The sequence below is a fragment of the Mesorhizobium sp. B2-7-1 genome (genome assembly GCF_006440735.1).
Lineage (GTDB): Bacteria > Pseudomonadota > Alphaproteobacteria > Rhizobiales > Rhizobiaceae > Mesorhizobium.
Genome location: NZ_VFUA01000126.1, coordinates 1 through 17,597, shown reverse-complemented (window position 1 = coordinate 17,597; position 17,597 = coordinate 1). Strand labels below are relative to the sequence as shown.

The 17,597-nt window shown below is 64.8% G+C and carries 14 protein-coding genes and 1 pseudogene; 2 read left to right on the top strand and 13 right to left on the bottom strand.

Annotated features, from left to right (window positions below; all coding sequences use genetic code 11):
• Positions 1 to 63 precede the first annotated feature (63 nt).
• Complete coding sequence (gene phnA, locus FJ471_RS30245) at positions 64 to 1,320, bottom strand: phosphonoacetate hydrolase (RefSeq protein ID WP_140808865.1); 1,257 nt, start codon at positions 1,318 to 1,320, stop codon at positions 64 to 66.
• A 12-nt stretch (positions 1,321 to 1,332) separates the two neighbouring features.
• Positions 1,333 to 2,535 (bottom strand): 2-aminoethylphosphonate--pyruvate transaminase, encoded by a 1,203-nt coding sequence (locus FJ471_RS30240; protein WP_140808863.1) that lies wholly within the window; start codon positions 2,533 to 2,535, stop codon positions 1,333 to 1,335.
• A 149-nt stretch (positions 2,536 to 2,684) separates the two neighbouring features.
• Here FJ471_RS30240 and FJ471_RS30235 point away from each other — a divergent pair, with 149 nt between their 5' ends.
• Positions 2,685 to 3,554: a LysR substrate-binding domain-containing protein gene (locus FJ471_RS30235; RefSeq protein ID WP_140808861.1), complete on the top strand. Its 870-nt coding sequence runs from the start codon at positions 2,685 to 2,687 to the stop codon at positions 3,552 to 3,554.
• 65 nt (positions 3,555 to 3,619) lie between these two features.
• Here FJ471_RS30235 and fghA read toward each other — a convergent pair whose 3' ends face one another.
• The 4 genes from fghA to FJ471_RS30215 all read right to left on the bottom strand — a co-directional run bounded on the left by fghA (position 3,620) and on the right by FJ471_RS30215 (position 7,583).
• Positions 3,620 to 4,456 carry an S-formylglutathione hydrolase gene (gene fghA, locus FJ471_RS30230; RefSeq protein WP_140808859.1) on the bottom strand — a complete coding sequence of 279 codons (837 nt, stop codon included), beginning with the start codon at positions 4,454 to 4,456 and terminating at the stop codon, positions 3,620 to 3,622.
• Between the two features lie 111 nt (positions 4,457 to 4,567).
• Positions 4,568 to 5,716 carry an alpha-hydroxy acid oxidase gene (locus tag FJ471_RS30225; RefSeq protein WP_140808857.1) on the bottom strand — a complete coding sequence of 383 codons (1,149 nt, stop codon included), beginning with the start codon at positions 5,714 to 5,716 and terminating at the stop codon, positions 4,568 to 4,570.
• 4 nt (positions 5,717 to 5,720) lie between these two features.
• The gene (locus tag FJ471_RS30220) at positions 5,721 to 6,812 is read right to left on the bottom strand and encodes an isocitrate/isopropylmalate dehydrogenase family protein (protein WP_140808855.1); all 1,092 of its coding nucleotides are present in this window, start codon (positions 6,810 to 6,812) and stop codon (positions 5,721 to 5,723) included.
• A gap of 27 nt (positions 6,813 to 6,839) precedes the next feature.
• Complete coding sequence (locus tag FJ471_RS30215; RefSeq protein ID WP_140808853.1) at positions 6,840 to 7,583, bottom strand: glucose 1-dehydrogenase; 744 nt, start codon at positions 7,581 to 7,583, stop codon at positions 6,840 to 6,842.
• A gap of 142 nt (positions 7,584 to 7,725) precedes the next feature.
• Between FJ471_RS30215 and FJ471_RS30210 the strand changes: the two genes are divergently transcribed.
• Positions 7,726 to 9,222 (top strand): aldehyde dehydrogenase family protein, encoded by a 1,497-nt coding sequence (locus FJ471_RS30210; RefSeq protein WP_140808851.1) that lies wholly within the window; start codon positions 7,726 to 7,728, stop codon positions 9,220 to 9,222.
• A 22-nt stretch (positions 9,223 to 9,244) separates the two neighbouring features.
• On the opposite strand, the gene FJ471_RS30205 is transcribed toward FJ471_RS30210, so the two are convergent.
• The 7 genes and pseudogenes from FJ471_RS30205 to FJ471_RS30175 form a co-directional block, all read right to left on the bottom strand.
• Positions 9,245 to 10,141: a LysR family transcriptional regulator gene (locus FJ471_RS30205; protein WP_140808849.1), complete on the bottom strand. Its 897-nt coding sequence runs from the start codon at positions 10,139 to 10,141 to the stop codon at positions 9,245 to 9,247.
• 246 nt (positions 10,142 to 10,387) lie between these two features.
• Positions 10,388 to 11,887, bottom strand: a complete 1,500-nt coding sequence (locus FJ471_RS30200; RefSeq protein WP_140808847.1) for a sugar ABC transporter ATP-binding protein — start codon at positions 11,885 to 11,887, stop codon at positions 10,388 to 10,390.
• Positions 11,888 to 11,890: 3 nt separating this feature from the next.
• A complete protein-coding gene (locus FJ471_RS30195; RefSeq protein WP_181179854.1) occupies positions 11,891 to 12,976 on the bottom strand; it encodes a hypothetical protein in 1,086 nt (361 codons plus the stop codon).
• A 5-nt stretch (positions 12,977 to 12,981) separates the two neighbouring features.
• The gene (locus FJ471_RS30190; RefSeq protein WP_140808843.1) at positions 12,982 to 15,099 is read right to left on the bottom strand and encodes an SMP-30/gluconolactonase/LRE family protein; all 2,118 of its coding nucleotides are present in this window, start codon (positions 15,097 to 15,099) and stop codon (positions 12,982 to 12,984) included.
• 12 nt (positions 15,100 to 15,111) lie between these two features.
• Positions 15,112 to 16,128: a sugar ABC transporter substrate-binding protein gene (locus FJ471_RS30185; RefSeq protein WP_140808841.1), complete on the bottom strand. Its 1,017-nt coding sequence runs from the start codon at positions 16,126 to 16,128 to the stop codon at positions 15,112 to 15,114.
• Between the two features lie 37 nt (positions 16,129 to 16,165).
• The gene (locus FJ471_RS30180; protein ID WP_140808839.1) at positions 16,166 to 17,164 is read right to left on the bottom strand and encodes an ABC transporter permease; all 999 of its coding nucleotides are present in this window, start codon (positions 17,162 to 17,164) and stop codon (positions 16,166 to 16,168) included.
• Between the two features lie 235 nt (positions 17,165 to 17,399).
• A pseudogene (locus FJ471_RS30175) lies at positions 17,400 to 17,597 on the bottom strand (aldehyde dehydrogenase family protein); the annotation flags it as partial.

Sequence of the window (17,597 nt, the reverse complement as noted above, 5' to 3'; positions counted from 1 at the left end):
CTCCCCCGTCGATCGGAGGAGAGGTGGCCCGCAGGGCCGGAGTGGGGGTCGACAGCGCCCAACCTAAGCCAACGCCGCCGCCATCGTCGCGTAATAGAACGCGTCGAAGTTGCGCAGCACCGGCTCATTCGGTAGATCCGGCAGCACGCGGTTGACGATGAAGGGCACCTCCTGCTCGGTCAGCCCGCCATGCGAGCGCAGCGGCTCGTCGAGCGCCGCCAGATTGTGCCGGTGCTCGGACGTGCCGATCGTCTTGTTCTCGCCGGAGATCAGGATGATATCGCCCATGCGGTCCTCGGGCAGTTCGAAGCGGGTGCAGCCTTCCTCGCGGCCGAGCACGAGGATGATGTCCTCGACCTTGCGGAGCTTCGCCATGATCGCCTCGCGGTCCGCGCCCTTGGGAAGGTAGGCGGTGGCGAAGGAGCCGAGCGCGCCGTGATGCACGACATAAGGGTCGGTGATCGGCAGGATGACACGAGCGGCGTCCTTGCCCAGCCATTCGTCGAGAAGGTCCTGCACATAGACCACGTTGGGCGAGCCGTCGGCGTGGTGCTTCGGCTTCATGCCGTGGTCGGCGGTGACGACGATCGCCGCGCCGAGTGCATCGAGTTCGGCGAGATACTTGTCGAACATCTCGTAGAAGGCGTTGGCCTGGGGCACGCCCGGCGCGTATTTGTGCTGAACATAGTCGGTCGTGGTGAGATACATCACGTCCGGCCGGAACTCCTTCAGCAGTTGCACCCCGGCGGCGAAGACGAATTCCGAAAGTTCCGCGGAATAGACCTCGGGGACGGGCAGGCCGAAATGCTTCGAGGCATTGTCGATGCCGTGCTCGGCCTTAGTCGTGGTGTCGGACCTCTCAGCCGAGAAGCACATCGCCCTGCCATCGTCGAACTTCAGCCCCTTGCCGAGCAGCGCGCGCAGCTTGTCCTTGGCCGTCACCACCGCCACCTTGGCGCCCGCGTCGTAGAAGGCTTGGAACACCGTCGGCGCACGCAGGAACTTCGGGTCGTTCATCATCACCTCCTCGCCCGTCTCCGGGTTGTAGAGGTAGTTGCCGCAGATGCCGTGCACCGCCGGCGGCCGGCCGGTGGCGATGGACAGATTGTTGGGGTTGGTGAAGCTCGGGATCACCGAATGGGCGAAGCGCACCGTGCCCTTGTTCTTGATCCTTTCCAGCGCCGGCATCAGCCCGGCATGAATAGCCTCGTCGAGATAGGCCGGCTCGCAGCCGTCGAGGCAGATGGCGATCGCCGGGACGCGCGGCCAGGCATAGGAGCGGCCGTTGGCCGTGACGTTGACGGGAGACATCTGGTTCATTTCAAGGACCTTTCAGGCGGCGAGCTTGGCGCGCTCGGCGATAGCGGCGGGGGACGGGGCGGCGGTGTCGACGCCCATTTCGTTCAGCGACTGGGAGGCTGCTTCGACGACGCGGCGCATAACATGCTCGTCCATCTGGCCGATGCAGCCGATGCGGAAGGAGTCCACGACCGTGAGCTTGCCCGGATAGATGATGAAGCCCTTGTCCTTCATCAGCTCGTAGAACCTGTCGAAGGCGAAGTTCTCATGCGCCGGGTTGAAGAATGTGACGATGATCGGCGACAGCCAGCGATCCTTCAGCAGCGTCTCGAAACCCAGCGCGCGCATACCGCCCACCATGACGTCGCGGTTTCGCGTATAGCGCGCGCCGCGGCCGGCGACGCCGCCCTCGGCCTCGTGCAGGCGAAGCGCTTCGAGGAAGGCGGCGACCACATGCGTCGGCGGCGTATAGCGCCACTGTCCGGTCTTGTTCATGCTCGCCCATTGCGCATGGACGTCGAGCGACAGCGAATGACTGCGTCCCTTGGCGGCCTCCAGCTCGCTCTTGCGGGCGATGACGAAGCCGAAGCCCGGCACACCCTCGATGCATTTGTTGGCCGACGAAACCATCGCCTCGTAGCGGATCTCGTTTACGTCGAGCGGGATGGCGCCGAAAGCGCTCATGGAATCGACCAGCAGCTTGCGGCCGTTGGCATAGACGGCTTCCGATATCTCGGCGACCGGGTTGAGGATGCCGGAGCTGGTCTCGCAATGGATGGCAATCACATGCGTGATCGCGGGGTCGGCCTTCAGCGCCGCCGCGACCTCGTCGCCACGCGGCGGCAGGTAGTCGCCCTTGTCGATCAGCGTGTGGGCGCGGCCGATATACTGCATGGTCTGCGCCGCGCGCAGGCCATAGGCGCCGTTGGCCAGCACCAGCACCTTGCCGTCCTTCGGCACGAACGAGCCGAGCATGGCCTCGACGCAGAACGAGCCGCTGCCCTGCATCGGGACGCAGTCGAATTCGTCACGGCTGTCGCCGGTCAGCGCCAGAAGGCGGCGGCGCAGCTCGGCGGTCATGGCGCGGAAATCGCCGTCCCAGGACCCCCAGTCGCGCAGCATCGCCTGCTTCACGGCGTAGGCCGTGGTGAGCGGGCCGGGCGTCAGCAGATAAGGTTCGCCCAGCGTCGGCGCATCCAACGGCTTGGCCGCCGCAAGTTTCGTCTCAGCGAGCATGCTGCCCTCCCACTTCGATCCTGTCATTGGAATATGACAGTCATTCTCGGTGGGTATGACGTATTTGTAAAATCGTTATTTTGTATTGATGTATCGATCTGATCGATGCTACGACTCTCCGCATAAACGGCATTTCGGAGAGCATCCGCATGCGTTACGTGCAGCTCAGGGCCTTTCATCAGGTAGCGATCTCAGGCGGCTTCTCGCGCGCCGCCGAGGCGCTGTTCCTGACCCAGCCGGCGATCTCGGACCAGGTGCGCAAGCTGGAGGAAGAATATGACGTGCTCCTGTTCAACCGGAACAAGAAGCAGGTCACGCTGACCACGCAGGGCCAGAGGCTGCTCGAGATCACCCACCGCATGTTCGAGACCGAGCAGCAGGCCCTGGAGCTTTTGACCGAATCGCGCGCGTTGCGTTCCGGCACGTTGCGCATCGTCGCCGACGCGGCACATCATTTGCTGCATATCCTCGGCGCCTTTCGCGCGCGCTATCCCGGCGTCCAGGTGTCCGTGCGCTCCGGCAATACCGAAACCGTGATCAGCAGCCTTTACAGTTACGAAGCCGATATCGGGGTTCTCGGTGAGATGCCTGCAGGGCGTGATTTCGAGATGCTCAAGCTCAACTCGACGCCGATCATCGCCTTCGTGTCCGCCGATAGCCCACTATCGGGCAGGAAATCGCTGACGCTTGGACAACTCGCACAGGAACCGCTGGTGATGCGCGAGCGCGGCTCGAAAACGCGCAAGAAGCTGGAAGATCTTGCCACGGCTTCGAATGTCGAGCTGAAGCCTGCCATCGAAGCGGAAGGTCGCGAGGCGGTGCGCGAGATCGTCGCCTCCGGTGCGGGCGTCGGTTTCGTCTCGGCGGCCGAGTTCGGCCACGACTCGCGGCTGGTGCCGATCACGATCGACGCGCCGGAGACGCTGATGGACGAAGCCCTGATCTGCCTGCGCGAGCGCAGCGGCGGCAAGCTCGTGCGCGCCTTCCTCGACATGGCCCGCTCGATGTCGGGGGATTGAGCCCGGTTCTTACGGAACCTGCCCAGCGCCCCGATGAAGCCGCCGCGGTGCCGTGGCGCGCACCTTCACAGACCGAGGCGGCGGGCATGCCACTTGAGGTGATCATCCATGAAGGTCGAGATGAAATTATAGGAATGGTCGTAACCATCCTGCATGTGCAGGGTCAGATCGATGCCTGCCTTCTTGCAGGCCTCTTCGAGCAGCCACGGGCGAAGGCCGTCCTGCAGGAAGCCGTCCGCTGTGCCCTGGTCGACGAGGAACTCCGGATACCGCCTGCCGTCCTCGATCAGCAGCGTCGCGTCATAGGCGCGCCAGCTCTTCTCGTCCGATCCGAGATATTTCTCTAAGGCGGGGCGCGACCAGCCGGCCGTCGAAGGCTGCACGATCGGCGCGAAGGCCGAGCAGCTTCGGTATCGCTCGGGGTTTCTGAGCGCGATCGTCAGCGCGCCATGTCCGCCCATCGAATGGCCGAAGATCGCCTGGCGTGCCATGTCGACCGGAAAATTGGCGGCGACGAGCGCCGGCAATTCCTCGGTGAGGTAGGAATACATCCGGTAGTTCTTCGCATAAGGCTCTTGCGTCGCATCGAGGTAGAAGCCGGCGCCGCAACCGAACTGCCAATTGTCCTTCTCGTCGGGAACGTCAGGCCCGCGTGGGCTGGTGTCGGGACACACGATGACCAGCCCAAGCTCGGACGCCAGCCGCCGGTACTCGCCCTTGTCCATGACGTTTGCATGCGTGCAGGTCAGGCCCGACAGATACCACAGGACCGGCAGCGGCCCGTCCTTGGCCCGGGGTGGCACGAAGACAGCGAAGGTCATGTCGCAGGCGCATGCTTCGGAAGCGTGCGAATAAACGCCCTGGACGCCGCCATGTGATTTGGAGGTGGAAACGACCTTCATCAGCTCTGCCTCTCGTCAGAAAATCCTGACCCGGCATAACCGCCGGGCACGATCGGCGCAACCCGCCGCCTCGGCAAACGAGATGGGCGACGCGATGAAGCTTGCGTCCGGTTAGCCCGCCGGAGCGATCAAGTCTGGGCCGACTTGCTGAAAGTTGGGCACACCGCAAAGCTTCAGGCCGATTGCGATTTCCTCGAGCAGGGTATCCAGCACCCGCTCGACGCCGGCCTGTCCCGCCACCGCGCCGAACAGCGCGGCCCGGCCGATCGCCGAGGCGGTCGCGCCGCGTGCTTTTGCCTTGATGACGTCCATGCCCGTGCGGATGCCGGAATCGATCAGGATCGGAGCCCGGCCGCCAACGGCCGCATGCACCGCCTCGGTCGCATCGACGCTCGCGACCGCGCCGTCGAGCTGCCGGCCGCCATGATTGGACACCCAGATCCCGTCGGCGCCCTCCCCGATCAATCTCGCGGCATCGTCCGGATGCAGGACGCCCTTGACGATCAGCGGGCCCTTCCACCAATCGCGGATCGTGCGAAAGTCGTCCCAGTCGAAACCCGCATGAAGATTGCGGCCGACGCGCGCCGCTATCGTCAGCCCCGCGCTGGTGTCGCCGAGATAACCGCGAACATTCTCGAATTGCGGCAGGCCGCCGTGAAGCAGGCGAAACGACCAGCCCGGATGCGCGATTCCTTCGATCATGTGTCGCGGCGAAGGCCGCAGGGGAATCGAAATCCCGTTCCTCAGATCCTTCTCGCGCTTGCCGCCCGTCTGCAGGTCGACAGTGACGACGAGCGCCGAATAGCCGAACTCCTGCGCCTGCCGCACCAGCCGGCGGTTGAAATCGAAATCCTTCAGCACATAGAGCTGGAACCAGAGCGGTCCCTGGACGGCCCGTGCCATCCGCTCGATGCCGGTCGTCGCCATGGTCGACAGCGTGTAGGGAATGCCGCGCGCCGCCGCCGCTGTGGCAATGGCAATGTCCGCGCCCGGGCGCACGAGCGCGCAGGACCCCATCGGGCTGATCACCAGAGGCGCCGGGTAGGTCCTGGACCACAGCGTGGTGCTCAGGTCAGGCCGGGACACGTCTGTCAGAATACGCGGCAGCAACCGGATACGCTCGAAGCCGGCGCGGTTGTCGCGCAAGGTCAGTTCCTGGCCCGCGCCGCCATCGACGAACTCGAAGACCGATTTCGGCAACCGGCGGCGCGCCAGCCGGCGGAAATCCTCCACCGACACGCAGCGATCGAGCCGCCCCATCGCCTCAGGCCGCGAGCCGGTCGCAGACGGTCCCGGTGATCTCGGCGGTCGATGACCTCCCTTTGAGGTCGGCGCTGAGCAGCCCGCCTGCCAGGCACGCTTCCGTCACGCGGCGGATCTGTTCGGCCGCCCGGCGCAGCCTTTCGTCGTCATGTCCGCGGCCGAGCCAGTCGAGCATAGCCGCCGCCGACAGGATCGTCCCATAGGGGTTTGCGATCCCCTTGCCGGCAATATCCGGCGCGGAGCCGTGCGCGGCCTGGAAAAAGCCCTTCGAGTCGCCGACCTCGGCGGAGGGGGCCATGCCCATTCCGCCGACAGTCGCGGCCGCCAGGTCGGAGAGGATGTCGCCGAACATGTTCTCGCTGACGATGACGTTGAAATGGCCGGGCTTCAGCACAAGGTGCATGGCCATGGCGTCGATCAGCGCATGCTCCGTCGCGATATCGGGGTAACCCTTTGCCACCTCGTCGAAGACCGAGCGGAAAAAGGCGTAGCTGCGCAGCACGTTGGCCTTGTCGCAGCAGGTCACCCGGCGAACGCCGTCGCGCGGCGCGCCGTTCGACTGGCGCGCCAGTTCGAAGGCCTTGCGCACGATGCGCTCGATGCCGGCGCGCGTCTGCACGAGCGTGTCGACCGCCACCTCCCCGCGCAGCAGCGCCCCGGCCCCGCGCGCGGCATAAAGCCCCTCGCTGTTCTCGCGCAGGATGACGTAGTCGATGTCGCCGGCCTTCACCCCACTAAGCGGGCTCGTCACTCCCTCGAAGAGCCGGATCGGGCGGATATTGGCGTAAAGGTCGAGTTCGAAGCGCAGTCTCAGCGTGAAGTCGAGGCCTGCTTCCGTGCCGTCCGGGTAGACCACCCCCGGCAGCCCGCCGGCGCCATGCAGGATCGCATCCGCCGCGTGGCAGGCCTGGAATGTCGGCTCGGGAAAGCTCTGCCCGGTCTTGAGGAAATGCTCGGCCCCGGCGGGGTATTCGGTGAACCGCAACGGGCAGCCCGACCCGAATGCCGCCTTCACCACCTCGACCGCCGCGCCGCACACCTCGGGGCCGATGCCGTCACCATGCACGACCGCGATCTGGTAGACATCCTTCATCGCCAATCCCTCAGGAACCGCAAAGATTCAGATGCATTTGCCGCCGTCGACATTGAGATCGACGCCGGTGATCATGCTGGCTTCGTCGGAGCACAGGAAGGCAGCGGCGTTGCCCATGTCCTGCGGCGTCGACAGCCGTCCGATCGGGATGGTGGCGACGACGCGGGCGCGGTTTTCCTCGCCGGAGCCGATGAAGGTGGACAGAAGCGGCGTGTCGCCGGCGACCGGGTTGATCGCGTTGACGCGGATGCCGAACGGCGCAAGCTCCACCGCCATGGCGCGGGTAGCGGCGATCGCCCAGCCCTTTGAGGCATTGTACCAGGTGAGGTTCGGGCGCGGCGAGACGCCGCCGGTGGAAGCGACATTCAGGATCGCGCCGGACTTGACCGATTTGAAATGCGGCACCACGGCGCGAGCGCCATTGTAGATCGAGCGCATGTTGACGTTGGCGATGCGGTCGAACAGGGCTTCGTCCATCGTCTCCAGCGGCAGCGGCGGCTGCGCGACGCCGGCATTGTTGACCAGTATGTCGAGGCCGCCGAAGGCCGAGCGGGCCAGATCGGCGGCGGCGACAAAGCTCTCCAAGGTCGAGACGTCGCCGGTAATCGGCCGCACCTTGTCGCCGGCTTCGCGGCTGACGCGCGCGGCTGCCGCCTCGTCACGGTCCATCAACACGACCGCCGCGCCTTCCTCGACGAATTTTTTGACGATGCCTTCGCCAAATCCAGAACCGCCACCGGTGACGATGGCAACTTTGCCAGCAAGTCTCATATCTGTTCCTCCATTGCCGGAACCATCGGGGAAGACGCGCGCGTTGCACAGTCCGATTATCTGAACGCCCTTTTAGCTTTCCTTGTTTGAGGTCGCCGGCAGCGGGAGTAATAGTCGCGTCGGAATTCGTGAGGAGGAGACGATGACGCTGAACTTCGACCCGAGGGCGAAGGCCACCACGCTCTACCATGGCGAGTTCCGGCCGATGTTCATCGGCGGCAAGTGGGTCGCGGCGCTATCCGGTGAGGAAATGCAGGCGCTGAACCCGGCGACGGGCGAAGTGCTGGCCACCGTGCCGCGCGGCGGAGCCGCCGATATCGATGCAGCGGTCGCCGCGGCGCGCGCGGCCTTCGAAGGTCCATGGTCGAAATTCTCGCCCTACGAGCGGCAATGCGCGCTGCTGCGGATCGCCGACCTGTTCGAAAAGCATTGGGAAGAGCTCAGCGTCTCCGACACGCTCGACATGGGGCTGCCGATCACCCGCACGCTGGCCAACCGGCGTCGCGTCATCGGCATGCTGCGCTTCTATGGCGGTATGGCGACCGCCCTGCATGGCGAGGCGATCGACAATTCCATCCCCGGCGAGATCGTCACCTTCACCCGGCGCGAGCCGGTCGGCGTCGTCGGCGCGATCATCCCCTGGAATGCGCCCACCGCCGCCTCCATCTGGAAGATCGCGCCGGCTCTGGCCACCGGCTGCACCATCGTGCTGAAGCCGTCCGAGGATGCATCGCTGACGCCGCTCCTGATCGCGAAGCTGATGCAGGAGGCGGGCGTCCCCGACGGCGTCGTCAACATCGTCACCGGGACCGGCGCCGAGGCCGGCGCGCGGCTTGCTGAGCACCCGGATGTCAACAAGATCGTCTTCACCGGCTCGACGCTGACCGGCCAGGCCATCGCCCGCGCCGGCGTCACCAACCTCAAGCGCGTCTCGCTCGAGCTCGGCGGCAAGTCGCCGATCATCGTCTGCCGCGACGCCGATATCGACAAGGCCGTGCCGGTCGCGGCGATGGCGGTGTTCGTGCATTCGGGCCAGATCTGCATCGCCGGCTCACGGCTGTTCGTGGCGCGCGAGATCCATGACGAGTTCGTGCGCCGGGTCGCCGAGTTCGCCGGCAAGCTGCGCATCGGCCACGGCATCGAGGCGGAGACCGAAATCGGACCGCTGATCAACGCGAGGCAAGCCGGTAAGGTGGAAGGCTACATCAAGGCCGGCAGCGACGAAGGCGCCCGGCTGTTCGCCGGCGGCTCACGGCTGACGGGCGAGCTCTATGACGGCGGCAACTTCATTGCGCCGACCGTCTTCGGCGCGGTGTCGGACAAGATGACCATCGCGCGCGAAGAGATCTTCGGGCCGGTCATCTCGGCGATGCCCTTCGACACGCTGGATGAAGCCGTCGCGCGCGCCAACGCAACGCCTTACGGCCTTGCGGCCGGTATCTTCACCACCAATCTCGGCACCGCCCACAAGCTCGCCCGCCGCGTCAAAGCCGGCTCGGTCTGGGTCAACATGTACCACGCCATCGACCCAGCCGTGCCCTTCGGCGGCATGAAGATGTCCGGCTACGGCCGCGAAGGCGGCGTCGAGCATCTGCACGAGTATCTGGAAACCAAGGCTGTCTGGATCCAGACGGACTAGGCGTACCCTGTCGCCGGTTAGGTCAGTGAGCCAGCTCGCGCAGATTGGTGCGGATCAGGTTCATCAGCTGCTCTGAGAAGGAGTGGTGCACGTAGCCCCGCGCGGTGATGATGCCGACGGAGCGGTGGGCGTCACGATGGTCGATCGGCACCACCCGCATGCGCTCGTCATTGCGCGAGATGGCGATGCCCGGCACCACGCAGACGCCCAGTCCCGACGACACCAGCGCCACCGCCGTCTGCGCGCTTTCGACTTCATATTGCGGCTTGAGCTCGATCCCCTCCGCCACGGTCAATCGGTCGAGAAGGCCGCGCACCGCCGTCTTGCGGTTGAGCAGGATCAGCGGAAAGCGTTTCAGATCGGACAAAAGCAGCTTCTTCTCGCCGCCGTAGTTTTCCACCGGGATGCAGGCCATAAGCGGATCGTCGAGGATCGACTCGAACTGGAAGTCGTTGAGGTTCGGCAGTTCCGGGCCGAGATAGAACTCGACCTCCTGTTGCTGCAACAGCGCAAGGGCCGCCTGTGGCGGGGTCTCGATGACCTCGACGATCGAGCGCGGGTAGCGCAATTTGAACGTCGCCAGTATGTCGCCCAGCCGGCTCGCCGCGAGCGTTGGCGCGCAGGCGATCTGCACCTTGCCCTTGCGCCGCGCCGCGATCTCGGTCAGCCGGTCGAGGCTGGTCTGCACCTGCGACATCGCATTGGCGATCTCTTCGAACAGCACCTGGCCTTCCGGCGTCAGGCTGGCGCGCTGCGCCGTGCGGATGAACAGCGAGATGCCGATCTGCTCCTCGAGGTCGCGTATCTGCATGGAGACGGCCGAAGGCGAGCGGTTGCTTTCTTCGGCAGCACGCCGGAAGCTGCCGTTTTCAGCGGCGAGCAGGAACGTCTGCAGAAGTTTGAGGTTGATGCTGGACATGTCCGTTCGGGCAGGTGATCTGACCTCCTGACCTATTCAGACGCGGAAGTGATTGCAAGGCAATAGGGCCGGTCCAGGCGTTAGCCAGCAAATCTGTTCCTGTTCAAGGTGTGTTGAGATTCAGGTCAGGCCGAGTCGAAAACGGTGGGTTCCGAGAACCGGAGCGGAGCGTACTACAGTACGTGAGCACCGGAAGCGCAGGAAACCGCCGTTTGCAGACCGGTCTCACCTGAATATCAACACACCTTAGTGGACGGCCGCGAACATAACGCGCTCCTCGGTCGCTTCCGAGAGCATCATCTCTTCCACCACGCGGCCGCGCTTGACGACCAGGATGCGGTCGGAAACCGCAAGGATTTCCGGCAGATAAGAGGAGATGACGACGACGGCCATACCCTGGTCGGCAAGATCACTGATGAGCTGGTGTATCTCCACGATGGCGCCGACATCGACGCCACGCGTCGGCTCGTCGAAAATCACCAGCTTCGGCTGCTGGATCAGCGATTTGGCGATCACGACCTTTTGCTGGTTGCCGCCGGATAGCTCGATCATCCGGGCGCGGTCGCTGATAGACTTCAGCCTCAGCCGCTCGCCCCATTGCTTGGCGAGTTCCCTGGCGCGCGACATCGACACCATCGACACCGGGTTGGATGTGTCGGTCAGTTCGCCGATCTGCAGGTTCTCGCCCGCCGTCATCGTCTCGAAGAAACCGTCGAACTTGCGGTCCTCCGTCACATAGACGATGCCGTCGCGCACCGCCGGCCGTGGCACGCGGTAGCGCACCGACTTGCCGAGCAGACGGATTTCGCCGCCATGGAAGATGTTGCGCTTCAGCAGCCCGGCGACGACCTTGGCCATTTCGGTGCGGCCGGCGCCGACCAGGCCGAACATGCCGGTCACCTGGCCGGAAAACACCGAGAAGGACGAGTTGCGCACCAGGCCGGCGCAGGAGAGGTTCTCGACCGAAAGCACCTTGTCGCCATAGGGGCGCGCGGTGCGCTTGACCTCGCCATGCAGCGTTTCGGTGAGCGTGCGGCCGACCATCGCCTGCACGATCGAGGCGCGGGTGAAGCCTTTCGCCTCCCCCGAAGCCACGATCTCGCCGTCGCGCATGATGGTGATGCGGTTGGCGACGGCGAGCGCCTCTTCGAGCGCATGGGTGATGAAGATGATGGCGATTCCTTCCTTCACCAGCCGCTGCAGAAGGTTGAAGAAATGGCGCTTCTCTTCCGGCGTCAGCGTCGCGGTCGGCTCGTCGAAGATGATGACGCGGGCCTTGTGGTGGACGGCGCGCGCGATCTCCACCATCTGCTTGTGAGCCGCGCCCAGCGTGCTCACCTGGGCGGTCGGATCGACTTGGAAGCCCATGCCGGCGAGGAACTGGCGCGCCTGGATGTAGAGGCCGCGCAGGCGGTTGAACATCTTCTCTTCGCCGAGATAGAGGTTCTGCGCCACCGTCATGGCCGGCACCAGATTGGTCTCCTGGAACACCATGGCGATGCCGGCGCGCAGCGCTTCGGCGGGCGTGGCGAAAGACACTTCCTTGCCGTCGAAGAACAGCTTGCCTTCGGTCAGCTTGAACACACCGGCCATGACCTTGGTCAGTGTCGATTTGCCGGCGCCGTTTTCGCCCAGCAACGCGTGGATTTCGCCCTTGCGCAGGTCGAAATCGACGTTCTTGAAGGCGGGGATGCGCGAGAACGCCTTGGTCGCGTCCCTCAGCTCGATGATGTTGGCGTCCGACATCGCTTAACCCCGCTTGCCGCTGGCGACCTTGGCCAGGCGCACGATCCTCGACCCGCCGCGCGAGGCGACAAGCAGGTCGTCGCCCGTCTCGCAGGCGCTGATTGTGCCGTGCACGGTGCCGTCGGCGCGCGAATGGAAGCTCGACAGCGGCTTCATGTTCTGGTCGCAATGAACCACCAGCCCGTACGACCTGGTGACCGCGTAGGGCTTCAGCACGTTCATCTGCTTGAGCTGGCTGCCCTGCATCGGCTCGCGGTAGTCGCGCCATGAGCTGAGCGACGGCGCCATCCAGTAGGCTTCCGGCACCTCGGCCAGCATACGCTTGCGGTAGGTCTCCTCGCGCAGGATGAACTCCACCAGCTGGTTTCGCACCGAATAGAAGGTCAGCCAGTAGCCGGCGTTGAAGGCGGGCGCGATGCGGGCCGGATAGGCCGGCAGGTGCTCCAGCACCGGCGCCGTTGCCTTGCTGGCAAGATCGATCGCCAGCACGCTATGGCGCCAGGCTTCGGTGACGTAGACGCGGTTCGAGCCGGTCGTGGCGATGCCGGCCGGCCAGGCGAGGCCGTCGCGGATAAGCTCCAGCCGGCCGCTTTTCAGGTCGAGGCGCCAGACCGAGCCGGAAGCGTTCTTCTGCATCAGGTCGCGGCGCCAGCCACTCGCTGGCAGCGAGGCCGAACCATTGGCCACCAGCAAGGTGTTGCTGTCGAGGAAAGTCAGCGCGGTGACGCAGGACAGCCTGCGGGCCTCGTCGCCCGTCGCCTCCCGCCCGTCATGCAGCCCGCCGCGAATGACCACGCCCTTGCCGTCGATGGCCAGGGCGGTCATGCCGCGCGCATGGGCGAGCGCCGTGACCTCGCCGGGGAATTCCTGCACGACCTCGGGCTTGCCGTCGGCGTCGAACCGCATCAGCCGGTTCGCGCTGCTCGCCAGCATGCCCTTTTCGGTCCGCACCAGATTGTCGGCCTCGGCGAGGCTAGCGAAGGCTTCCGCCTCCTCGAGGTCCTGGTTGGGCAGCAGCGGCCCGTCGAGTGTGGGCACGGTCACCGCCCAGTCGCCCCGGCCGAGGAAGCGATCGAAAAGCCGGCTCACGGCGCTCATCCCTTTTTGCCCCAGTAGGAATCCGAGCTGAACCAGTTGGGATCGGTGCCCTTCAGCGGCAGCGTACCCATGCGGTTGTTGAAGATGCCGCACAGATAGAGGATGCCCTTGTGCTCGCGCATCGAGGTGATCATCGGATGCTTCTCGCCGGCCTGGTCCCACAGGCTTTCCAGGATATGGCCGTTTTCGTCGAAGCGCAGCACGCAGCCGGTGTTGAGGTTGGGCATCAGCCAAGCATCCTCCGACACGCGCCGCGCCATGCGGCGGCGGAAGCCCGGCATTTCCAGCGACAGGTCCAGCGCTGGCGTGCGCATGCCCATCAGGGCCAGCCAGTAGGTTCCGTCGGAGGCGCGGTTGATGTTGTCGGGATAGCCAGGCAGTCCCTCGATGACCCGCTCCACCTTGCCCTTCTTCGGGCCGTCGAAATAGTAGCGGCTGATGCGGCAGGCCCAGCTCTCCGCGAACAGCACGGACTGGCCGTCGAAAGCGGTGCAGATGCCATTGGGGAAGACAAGGTTCGACAACAGCGTGCGGGTCGAACCCGACTTGGGATCGTGGACGATGATGCGTCCATTGCCGCGGCTCTCCAGCGCATCCGCATACCAGTCGTGCATCTCGAAGCGCACAGTGGCCTCGGAAAAGACAATGCGGCCGTCCGGGAGGATGTCGCAATCGTCGGCGAGCTTCATGGTCGAATCGTCGACGACCGATGTCAGCGACCGGTTGGTCTCGGCTGTGAGCAGCTTCACCGCGCCTGCCGGCGAGACCTGGTAGAGGCCCATTCCGGCGACGCAGATCACCAGATTATCCTCGCGGTCGAAGGCCATGCCGAGCGGCGAACCGCCGATATGGGCGAACACCTCGCTCTCGGTGTAGTGCGGCGGCTGGAAGCGCAATATGTCGCCCTGGCGGCTGCCGGTGTAGAGCCGGTCCTGCCGGTCGAAGATGACGTCTTCGGCACCGTCGAGGAAGCCTAGGCCGATGACGCCGACATCCTTCAGCCGATCGTTCACCGCCATCGGCGCGCCGGGCGCGGTCGAGATCGCCTGCGGCATCTTGGCGAAGGTCGGCGAGATATAGACGCTGCGCAGGATCTTGTGGCGGTTCTTCACCCAGCGCACGTCGAGAAGCACCGACAACAACAGCACGAGGCCGAGGATCAGATAGTTGACCGGGCCGGGCACGGCCAAAGCAAGCAGGCTGTTCGACAGGACGAGCACGAACAGCGTGCCCATCAGCGCCTTGGCGACCGAGCCGCGCCCGCCGCCGAGCGAGATGCCGCCGAGCACGGTCGCGGTCAGCACCTGCAGTTCGAGGCCGGTGCCGATGTCGGAGGCCGCGCTGCCGATGCGGGCCGAGAAGAAGAAGCCGGAGAGCGCGACCAGCACCGAACAGAGCACATAGGCGCTGAACAAGGTGAAACGCACATTGATGCCGGCATTGTAGGCCGAACGACGCGCGCCGCCGACCGCGAACAGCCGCCAGCCATAGCGGGCGCGCGACAGCACCAGGTGGATCACGATCGCAATGACCACGAAGACGACGAAAGATGTGGGCACGCCCCAGACCGTGCCGAAGCCGAGAAAATCATAGGTCGGCGAATCCGGCCCGCTGGTGACGATCGCCGTCGAAACATGCGGGAAGACGATGTCGAAGGTGGACCGGTAGATGATGAGGGTGACAAGCGTGGTGAGGAACGCCCGCATGCGCAGGAAGCCGACCAGGAAGCCGTTGACGGCGCCGCAGACGACGCCTAGCCCGAGGCACGCCGCGAGGCCGGTCCCAAAACTCCACTGCCCGACATTCATGCCGTAGAGCGTGACCAGCACGGCCAGCGCGAAGGTCGAGCCGACCGACAGGTCGATGCCGCCGGATACCATGACGATGGTCATGCCGAGCACGACCAGGCCGAGCTCGGCGGTCTGGCCGCTGAGATTGGTCAACGTCGTCACATCGAAGAAGCCCGGCACGATCGAGCCGAAGATCGCGCACAGGATAACCAGCGCCGTGAAGGGGATGACGCTGTCGATCCACTTCTTGGTCAGGATCTCCCCGACCACGTGGTCGGGGAGCAGACGATAACGCCAGCGTACAAGGCTTTCGGCCATGCTCATCGGAAAGTCCGTTTACTTGATGTCTTCGGGCTTCCAGCAGTTCCGGCCGGTCGCGTTGGTCTTGTCGACACGGGTGATCGGGCCGAAGAAGATGGTCTTCTCGCTGCCCGCCTGCCGGTCGGGATGCTGCAGCAGTTCCGAGATCTGCTGCGCGGCGATTTCGCCCTGGATCGGGGCATTGAAGTTGAAGATCACGTCGAGCAGCCCGTTCTTGATGCTCTCGCAGCCCGTGGCGGCACCCGCGCCGTTGGTGACGATGGTGACCTGGTCCTGCTTGCCGGCGGCCGCGACGGCGGCGCCCGCGCCGACTTCGGCATTGTCCCAGATGCCCATGATGCCGCAGAGATCCGGATGCTGCTGCAGCACCGTCTCGGTGATCTGGCGGGCCTTTTCGCTGATGTAGTCGGCCGGCTGGTCGGAGACGAGTTGCAGTTCAGGATTGGCCTTCAGCACCTCGTCGATGCCGGTGCGCATGTAGATGTTGGCGGCGCCCGTCTGGACGCCGGCAAGCCAGACCACCTTGTGCGAGACGGCGTTCGGCCCGGTGCAATGCTTGGCCAGTTCGCCCATCTCCAGGCGGCCCATCTCGATCCAGTCATTGCCGACATAGGAGTCGGTCTGCGTCGCCGACTGCATGTTGACCTGCAGCACCTTGATGCCGGCGGCCTGCGCCTGTTTCAAGAGCCGTGCATAGGTCTGCACATCCGGGTTCTGCACGATGATCAGGTCCGGCTTCTCGGCGATAGCGCCTTGCATGGCGCGGATGCCGGCATTGGTGTCGCCGTTGGGATCGCGCACTTCGAGGGTGAAGCCGTAGCGGGCGGCGTGACGCTGCCACACCATCACCCAGGCTTGGTTGAGGTCCATGCCCTGCGAGATCGGCACGAAGATGACCTTCTTGCCCTTGAGCGATTCCAGATAGGGCGCGCGGCCGACCTGGTCGGTTTCCTGCGCGCTTGCGACCTGCGCTGCGCCCATGAGCGCAAGCGCGGTCATGCCCGCCAACAGGCATTTCTTGAATATCTTCATGGTTTTCCTCCCTGATTTGATGGTTCGGGTTCTTGTTTCAGATGTCGCCGCTCTGCGAGGTCTGCTCGTCGCGCGGATTGATGATGGCGTCGATGGCAAGGGCGCCGAGCAGGATCACGCTCTTGATCAGGTTCTGGCTGGTGTAGCTGAAGTTGAGGATTGTCATGCCGTTGGTCAGGATGCCGACCAGGATGGTGCCGGCGATCACGTTGCGCACGCCGCCCTGCCCGCCCGACAGGCCAATGCCGCCCAGCACGACCACCAGGAGCACGTCGTAGATCAGGCTCGAATTGTAGAGGCGCGTGTCGATGCCGGTGACCAGGCCGGTCATGATGATGCCGGCGGTGAAGGCTATGAGCGCGCTGATGACATATTGCGTCACGATGATCGGGCGCGTCGGCAATCCGGTGGTGCGGGCCGCGTTCGGATTGTCGCCGGTTGCGTAGACCAGCCGGCCGAAGCGAGTCTTCCTCAGGAAAAGCCCCATCAGAGCAGCCACCGCTCCAAAGATGACGACGGACATCGGTATGCCGAGCACGCTGCCATTGCCGACGAATTTCAGCCAGGCGATGTCCGGCGGCGCATAGAGCACGTCCGAGGCGAAGACGATGCGCCCCGAGCCGTAAACCGAAGAGGCGATGGCTAGAGTGGCGAAGATCGGCGGCACTTCCGCGACCGCCACCATGACGCCGGTGAACAGGCCGATGACCGCGACCAGGATAGCGCCGCAGATCACGGCAAGCGTGAAATCGATGCCCCAGGTGGAAATCCAGATGCTGAAGGCGACGCCGACGACCATCACCGCCACCATGGTGAGGTCGATGCCGCGGCCGACGACGACGAAGCCCATGCCGACGGCAAGCGTGCCGAGGATCGACACGTTCTTGAGGATGGCGATGACGTTGCCCCGGCTCAGGAAATTGTTGAGCGTCGCCGAGAAGACGACGAACAGCATGACCGAGATCGCGACGACGACGACTTCCTGGGACGCCTTGAAGCCAAGGCGCCTGCCGTCCGACTTGCCCGAACCAGGCATTTTCCTCCTCCCAGGCAGCCTATGGCTGGCGCCTTCCTCAGGCGATCAGTTGCTCCGGAATCCTCCCAAGGCACCGAGCCGTCGCCTGGCTCGGACAATTACGACTGGAGCGTCGGCGGACAATTTCGTTTTTCTGATACGCTGTGCAGTTTGCCTCCGGTGCCGTGGATAAAGGAGTTCGCGGCCACGGGTTCTCGCAAGCGACACCTCGTGGCCGCTGGGGGCCGTTTCGGATTCAATCGATGTCGAACGAGACACCCTGGGCCAGCGGCAGTGCCTTGGAGAAGTTCACCGTGTTGGTGGCGCGGCGCATATAGGCCTTCCAGGCATCCGAGCCGCTCTCGCGGCCGCCGCCGGTCTCCTTCTCGCCGCCGAACGCCCCACCGATCTCGGCGCCCGAGGTGCCGATGTTGACGTTGGCGATGCCGCAATC

Excerpts from the sequence above, each read along its gene's own strand:
- phnA (WP_140808865.1), bottom strand. The coding sequence starts at position 1,320 with ATGAACCAGATGTCTCCCGTCAACGTCACGGCCAACGGCCGCTCCTAT.
- FJ471_RS30240 (WP_140808863.1), bottom strand. The coding sequence starts at position 2,535 with ATGCTCGCTGAGACGAAACTTGCGGCGGCCAAGCCGTTGGATGCGCCG.
- FJ471_RS30235 (WP_140808861.1), top strand. The coding sequence starts at position 2,685 with ATGCGTTACGTGCAGCTCAGGGCCTTTCATCAGGTAGCGATCTCAGGC.
- fghA (WP_140808859.1), bottom strand. The coding sequence starts at position 4,456 with ATGAAGGTCGTTTCCACCTCCAAATCACATGGCGGCGTCCAGGGCGTT.
- FJ471_RS30225 (WP_140808857.1), bottom strand. The coding sequence starts at position 5,716 with ATGGGGCGGCTCGATCGCTGCGTGTCGGTGGAGGATTTCCGCCGGCTG.
- FJ471_RS30220 (WP_140808855.1), bottom strand. The coding sequence starts at position 6,812 with ATGAAGGATGTCTACCAGATCGCGGTCGTGCATGGTGACGGCATCGGC.
- FJ471_RS30215 (WP_140808853.1), bottom strand. The coding sequence starts at position 7,583 with ATGAGACTTGCTGGCAAAGTTGCCATCGTCACCGGTGGCGGTTCTGGA.
- FJ471_RS30210 (WP_140808851.1), top strand. The coding sequence starts at position 7,726 with ATGACGCTGAACTTCGACCCGAGGGCGAAGGCCACCACGCTCTACCAT.
- FJ471_RS30205 (WP_140808849.1), bottom strand. The coding sequence starts at position 10,141 with ATGTCCAGCATCAACCTCAAACTTCTGCAGACGTTCCTGCTCGCCGCT.
- FJ471_RS30200 (WP_140808847.1), bottom strand. The coding sequence starts at position 11,887 with ATGTCGGACGCCAACATCATCGAGCTGAGGGACGCGACCAAGGCGTTC.
- FJ471_RS30190 (WP_140808843.1), bottom strand. The coding sequence starts at position 15,099 with ATGAGCATGGCCGAAAGCCTTGTACGCTGGCGTTATCGTCTGCTCCCC.
- FJ471_RS30185 (WP_140808841.1), bottom strand. The coding sequence starts at position 16,128 with ATGAAGATATTCAAGAAATGCCTGTTGGCGGGCATGACCGCGCTTGCG.
- FJ471_RS30180 (WP_140808839.1), bottom strand. The coding sequence starts at position 17,164 with ATGCCTGGTTCGGGCAAGTCGGACGGCAGGCGCCTTGGCTTCAAGGCG.